General features: G+C 37.7%; 7 protein-coding genes and 1 pseudogene. 6 read left to right on the top strand and 2 right to left on the bottom strand.

Annotated features, from left to right (window positions below):
- The coding region (locus tag VB654_RS24975) for a hemerythrin domain-containing protein (protein WP_323216528.1) at positions 1–1,031 on the bottom strand (1,031 nt) is incomplete at its 3' end.
- A gap of 423 nt (positions 1,032–1,454) precedes the next feature.
- On the opposite strand from VB654_RS24975, the gene VB654_RS24970 reads away from it, so the two are divergent.
- Together VB654_RS24970 and VB654_RS24965 are read left to right on the top strand one after the other, a co-directional pair.
- Positions 1,455–2,003, top strand: coding sequence for a DUF2231 domain-containing protein (locus VB654_RS24970; RefSeq protein ID WP_323216527.1), 549 nt, complete (start codon positions 1,455–1,457; stop codon positions 2,001–2,003).
- A gap of 185 nt (positions 2,004–2,188) precedes the next feature.
- The gene (locus tag VB654_RS24965; protein ID WP_323216529.1) at positions 2,189–2,416 is read left to right on the top strand and encodes a DUF167 domain-containing protein; all 228 of its coding nucleotides are present in this window, start codon (positions 2,189–2,191) and stop codon (positions 2,414–2,416) included.
- Positions 2,417–2,473: 57 nt separating this feature from the next.
- Here the strand turns inward: VB654_RS24965 and VB654_RS24960 are convergent, their stop codons facing one another.
- Positions 2,474–3,100: a glutathione S-transferase family protein gene (locus tag VB654_RS24960; protein ID WP_323216526.1), complete on the bottom strand. Its 627-nt coding sequence runs from the start codon at positions 3,098–3,100 to the stop codon at positions 2,474–2,476.
- A gap of 215 nt (positions 3,101–3,315) precedes the next feature.
- On the opposite strand from VB654_RS24960, the gene VB654_RS24955 reads away from it, so the two are divergent.
- The 4 genes and pseudogenes from VB654_RS24955 to VB654_RS24940 form a co-directional block, all read left to right on the top strand.
- Positions 3,316–4,029, top strand: a complete 714-nt coding sequence (locus tag VB654_RS24955) for an SOS response-associated peptidase (protein WP_323216525.1) — start codon at positions 3,316–3,318, stop codon at positions 4,027–4,029.
- Between the two features lie 16 nt (positions 4,030–4,045).
- Positions 4,046–4,567, top strand: a complete 522-nt coding sequence (locus VB654_RS24950) for a photosystem I assembly protein Ycf3 (protein WP_323216524.1) — start codon at positions 4,046–4,048, stop codon at positions 4,565–4,567.
- Between the two features lie 142 nt (positions 4,568–4,709).
- Positions 4,710–5,003: an Asp-tRNA(Asn)/Glu-tRNA(Gln) amidotransferase subunit GatC gene (gene gatC, locus VB654_RS24945; protein WP_323216523.1), complete on the top strand. Its 294-nt coding sequence runs from the start codon at positions 4,710–4,712 to the stop codon at positions 5,001–5,003.
- Positions 5,004–5,308: 305 nt separating this feature from the next.
- A pseudogene (locus VB654_RS24940) lies at positions 5,309–5,691 on the top strand (glutathione S-transferase family protein); the annotation flags it as partial.

The following is a 5,691-nucleotide window of genomic DNA, read 5'->3' as shown; positions in this document are numbered from 1 at the left end:
CCTCCTAATCTTTCTTGAATTCTGCTCTTAGCGGCTTTAAATTGTGTCGCTAGTTGTTCAGTTTGTTCAGTACTCAAATTATTACGAATAGCAGCAAACATTTTGCTTTCTTCTTGACGAATATGACCGCCAACAATATCCATCAAATTTCTGACTCTATCTTTAAATTCAGCAGCAGAAGGATTGATAGCACGAATTTCTTCTAACAGCTGTTTCATTTTGGCTTGTTCGTCATAAAGCTCTTGAGTGTCCCTCTCACCATAGAAAGAACGCACTCTGGGGTAGACAACTTCCTCTTCAGCTTCAGCATGAGCTGTTAAATCTTTGTAGATTTGACCAAAATATTCTTGAATCTTTTGCGGATCATTACTTTGTAGCAATTCGGTAAACAGAATATTGACTTTATTGTGATCTATGCGAATCACATCCTGAATATTCATATCCTTTTTGTCACTGCTTTGGGTAACAGCGCTACCTACTGCACCACTAAAAGCCGCGATCGCATCTTGAACTCGTCCCCAAATCCCATGATCTGCATCTTGTCCAGTCAGTTCACGAACACCCAGAACTTCTAAAAAGCCTTTAAGTTGCTCTTGGTGAGCGCGATTTTCAAAGTTAACAGTATTTAAGGAACTAATTGCCGCCATTACATCAGCACCAACCTTTTGAGCAGCCTTGTGAATTACCACACCAGACATTACTTGTTGATGTTTTAACAATTCATGTTGAAATATTTTTTCATAAAAACTCAATTGAGAGCCTTGCATCAATTGGCAGATTTTATTATACATTTCTTGGACTGTTTGTTCTGGTTCTTTTTGGATACCATACTGAACAATTGCAGTTTCCAAAACGCCTTGATTTTTTTGGTCATCCTCTAGCATCTTGCGGAGGCGATCAGAGATTTCTGCATCAGTTGATTCTCTCAAAAACATTTGCTCATTTTCGATCAGCAACTGTTGAATTAATTTCATATCTGCCAATTTTGCAGCAATAGCATTTCGTTTTGTATCATCTAATGTAGTGACCATGCTTAGTTCTCCTCTAGAAAAGTGTTCGGATGATTATTCTGTTTTAGCGTGACATACAATTTAGGTAGATTCCATCTTTCTTTTGAATGATCGCTGGCGTAACTCCAGATAGAATATACAGATTATTTACTAACCAAAATTTAATATTTCTACTTTGCGGAATATAACTGTATAAATTCGACTCCATCGCCAGGCAGATAAAATATCTATGCTATTTTTATAAATTGACTCCAGGATAATTAAAAAAACCTCAGCAATAATTCAAGAACATCTGAGATGAAGAAAGCAAGCATTGAATCCAGAAATAAAATTAATGTTGATGGGTGAAAAAATCCAAGCAACTTCTCAAAAAATAAACATAGAAATTGGCAAATTAAAGTTGATTTGAATGAAATTTCTTTAGTTAAAATAGGATACTAAATCATGGAAACGACAAGAACAGAATCCAACTCCACACCATTTCCAAATATCCCACCAATTATTGACAGTGACGACAGAGAATATCAGGATAGCGGTGTACCCAGCACAGTGGCGATCGCCGGACATCCTTTACACCCCCTCACCATGATTTTTCCCATTGCCTTCTTAGCTGGTGCATTAGGAAGCGACTGCGGCTATTGGTTAACCCATGATTTTTTCTGGGCTAGAGCGTCCCTATGGTTAATTGGACTGGGACTTTTAGCAGGTATCATCGCCGCCATTACGGGAATGAGTGACTTTTTAAGGATTGAACGTGTTCGCAAACGCACCGCCGGCTGGACGCATTTGATTCTGAATGTAATAATTTTAGCCTTGACAGCCCTTAACTTGATTGTACGTCTAGGAAATCCTGAGTCAAGAATATTACCTTGGGGATTCTTTCTCTCTCTGGTTATAGGTACACTAACTAGTATCACTGGTTGGTTTGGGGCTGAACTTTCCTATCGGCACAAAATTGGTGTAGTCGGTGCTGGTAGTCGAAGATATCCTTAGAGAAAGTTTGAAAATCAGGCTGAAATTTTACTGTATTTTTAGCCTAAAAAATATCCCCAAATCCCAACAAATAAGATACAGCACTTCCGGCAGTTATGAGATATGAGATACATTCTCAAGGCTGAAAGCTATGATAGGAGAGGAACAAGGAGAAAACTGTATTGCCTAATAGCCGAAAACGCTGTATGCGAAGAAGAGTTAAAGTTAAACCTAATTCCAAAGAACAAAAAATTGAAGAACACACTGATGGTAGTTTGACTGTCAGGTTAAAATCTCCCCCAGTGGATGGAAAAGCAAATGAAGAGTTAATTAAATTATTAGCAGATAAATTTAATGTACCCAAATCTCATATTAAAATTAAATCTGGTTTATCCTCTCGGCAAAAGCTGATTGAAATTGACACAGACATTTAAAATTTCAAAACCCATGTGTACTATTTTACCAAAACTAATAGAAGAATACACAAGTATTTATTCAGCAAAATTTTTCTCTTGTGTAATCTTGATATATCTAGGCTGAGATTTAACTCGTTCAATCCAACCTTGGATTGCAGGGAATTTAGTTAAGTCAAATCCACCCTCATCAGCCACATGGGTATAGGCAAACAAGGCAATGTCAGCGATTGTATAATGTTCACTGACAAAAAAATTATGAGTCATTAAATGATTTTCCATAATCTTTAATGCTGCATAACCCGGTTCACGCTTTTGTTCTATAGCTGGGCGATATTCCTCAGCTTTACCTAAAATAGAGATCCAAAATCTTGATGTAGCGATAAAAGGTTCATGGCTATATTGTTCAAAAAATAACCATTGCAAAACTTGCGCTCTTAAAAAGCGATCATATGGTAAAAATTCTGTGCCTTCACTTAAATATACTAAGATGGCATTTGATTCTGCCAAATATTTTCCAGTATCAACTTCCAAAACTGGAATTTTACCATTAGTATTCTTACTTAAAAAATCTGGTGTACGAGTTTCACCTTTCAAAATATTAATGTCTATTCTTTCAAAAGGCATACCCATTTGTGTCAGTAAAAGTCTGATCTTATAACTGTTGCCTGATGGTAAGAAATCATACAATTTTAATGTTTTCATGTCAGAAAATATAATAATGAATGTTGATGTTTGGTGAGGGGTTAAAATACAATATATTACAAACTAAACTTTTTAAAACAGGATAATTTTTATTTATTTTCAGTATATGCGTATAAGGTAAATAAATCGTGAAAACAAAAAATAATAAAAACAATCATATTATTGCTTCCTTGTATTAGAAATTTGATTTTTATTCAGTATGAAAAAATAAGAGTATGTGCGGAAGATTTACTTTAACTCAGTCATCAGCGAGGTTAGCCGAATTTTTTCATGTAGAGAAAATTCCAGATTTAGCTGCTCAATATAACATTGCACCTACGCAAAAGGTGGCAACAGTGCTACATAATCCTCAAACTAATCAGCGTGAATTTCAGCAGTTACGTTGGGGATTAATACCCTCGTGGGCGAAAGATCCTAAAATTGGTGTGAAGCTAATCAATGCTAGGGCAGAAACAGTTGCGGAAAAACCAGCTTTTCGGTCAGCATTCAAGCAAAGACGCTGTTTAGTGCTTGCTGATGGTTTTTATGAGTGGAAACGGCACAATAGTAAAAAACAGCCGTTTTACTTTCATCTCCCGGATGGACAGCCTTTCGGCTTTGCGGGGTTGTGGGAAAGATGGCAACCTTTACCGGGAAAGCCTGACAATGAGGAAATTATATCTTGTACAATTTTAACAACGGCAGCTAATGAATTAGTCCAACCAATTCATGATCGGATGCCAGTGATTGTGGACCCACAAGATTACGATTTGTGGTTAAATCCCCAAATGCAAACACCTGAAGCACTACAGCCGCTATTGTGTCCATATACCGATCAAGCCATGACTGCTTACCCAGTTAGTAACTTGGTGAACAACTCTCGACAGAATAGTTCTGAATGTATCATCCCTCTGGGTGAAGAGAAATCACTTCTGGAGAATATCTTTTAAAACCATAGAAACAAATATGCCAAGAACTCAAAAAAACGATAATTTTGTTGACAAATCCTTTACAGTAATGGCGGATCTCATCCTAAAACTTCTGCCAGCCAACAAAAAATCTAAAGAAGCATTTGTGTATTACCGCGATGGAATGTCAGCACAGGCGGAAGGAGAATATGCAGAAGCCTTAGACTATTACGAAGAAGCGCTCACCCTAGAGGAAGATACTAACGATCGCAGTTATATCCACTATAATATGGGGCTAATCTATGCCAGTAATGGTGATCATGATACAGCTTTAAAAATGTATCACCAAGCAATTGAATTGAATCCACGTTTACCCCAAGCCTTAAATAATATTGCTGTGATTTACCATTATCAAGGCGAAAAGGCTAAAGAAGCTGGGGATAATGATGCTGGCGAAGCATTGTTTGACCAAGCCGCAGATTATTGGATTAGAGCTATTCGCATGGCTCCGAATAACTACATAGAAGCCCAAAACTGGCTGAAAACCACTGGAAGGATGCAAATTGACGTATTCTTTTAAATATTCATAGGTTGGATTAAGCGCAGTGCAACCCAATCCCAATAAGCCCTGACTGTAGGGAATAACCCGCCAGCCAGGAGGGGGTTGTTTTGGTTTATGTATCAAATTGACCACAAGAATGAAAATCAAGTATTGAGAAACTATGATTGACCGGGAACAAGTTCACAAAGTGGCTCTTTTGGCTCGTTTAGAATTAACACCAGAAGAAGAAGAGAAATTCACTACCCAACTGGGAAGTATTCTGGATTATATCGAACAGTTGAATGAGGTTGATGTTAGTGATGTGCTGCCGACTACACGAGCAATTGATGTTAGTAATGTGACTCGAAAAGATGAGTTACAACCATATCCTGAGCGAGAAGCCATCCTGAATAGTGCGCCTGAACAAGAAGGCGAGTTTTTCAAAGTCCCAAAAATTATGAATAGCAATGATTAGAAAGGGGTAAGAGACTTCCAAATAAAAAAATATACCGTCGTTTTGAGAGCAGGGGAGCAGGGAGCAGGGAGAGGAAAGGTCATTTTAGTTGCAGAAATTTGGATCAACTTTTTTGTGGACTTCTCTAAATCAGTGCGTAGTGAACAGTTATCAGGCAGATTTAATTAAGTGGTGGGGGTCGTCATTTGATTTTTGCCCTGTTTACTTTTTGTAATATAGTTTGGTTTTTTCCTACCTACTTAGTCAGCGAGTTTTATCCAATAATTTTTATTTACTGATCACTGATAATTGTACAGGAGTAATATATGGGTTTGGGAATTCTCAAAGATGGTAAGTGGATATCAAGACGGGATCAAGAAGATTCACAAGGTAAATTTATTCGCCCATCAACAACTTACCGTGATCAGATTACAGCAGATGGATCTAGTGGTTTTAAGGCTGAACCGGGACGCTATCATTTATATATTTCTTGGGCTTGTCCTTGGGCTTGTCGGACTGCAATTGTTCGGCAATTAAAAGGATTAGCAGATGTCATTGGGCTATCGGTAGTTGGGGCGGAAATTGATCAAAACAGTTGGGAATTTACTGATGAACCGGGGGCAATTCCTGATAGTGTAAACGGTACTCAATATCTTTGGCAACTTTATTTGAAAGCTGATGCCAATTACAGTGGACGGGTAACAGTGCC

Origin of the sequence: Nodularia sp. UHCC 0506 (assembly GCF_034931045.1) — a bacterium.
In the GTDB taxonomy this organism is placed as follows: domain Bacteria; phylum Cyanobacteriota; class Cyanobacteriia; order Cyanobacteriales; family Nostocaceae; genus Nodularia.
This window is presented reverse-complemented; position numbering and strand designations above follow the sequence as displayed.

Bases quoted from the DNA above. Each gene is read 5' to 3' on its own strand.
- VB654_RS24970 (WP_323216527.1), top strand. From the start codon at position 1,455: ATGGAAACGACAAGAACAGAATCCAACTCCACACCATTTCCAAATATC.
- VB654_RS24965 (WP_323216529.1), top strand. From the start codon at position 2,189: ATGCGAAGAAGAGTTAAAGTTAAACCTAATTCCAAAGAACAAAAAATT.
- VB654_RS24960 (WP_323216526.1), bottom strand. From the start codon at position 3,100: ATGAAAACATTAAAATTGTATGATTTCTTACCATCAGGCAACAGTTAT.
- VB654_RS24955 (WP_323216525.1), top strand. From the start codon at position 3,316: ATGTGCGGAAGATTTACTTTAACTCAGTCATCAGCGAGGTTAGCCGAA.
- VB654_RS24950 (WP_323216524.1), top strand. From the start codon at position 4,046: ATGCCAAGAACTCAAAAAAACGATAATTTTGTTGACAAATCCTTTACA.
- gatC (WP_323216523.1), top strand. From the start codon at position 4,710: ATGATTGACCGGGAACAAGTTCACAAAGTGGCTCTTTTGGCTCGTTTA.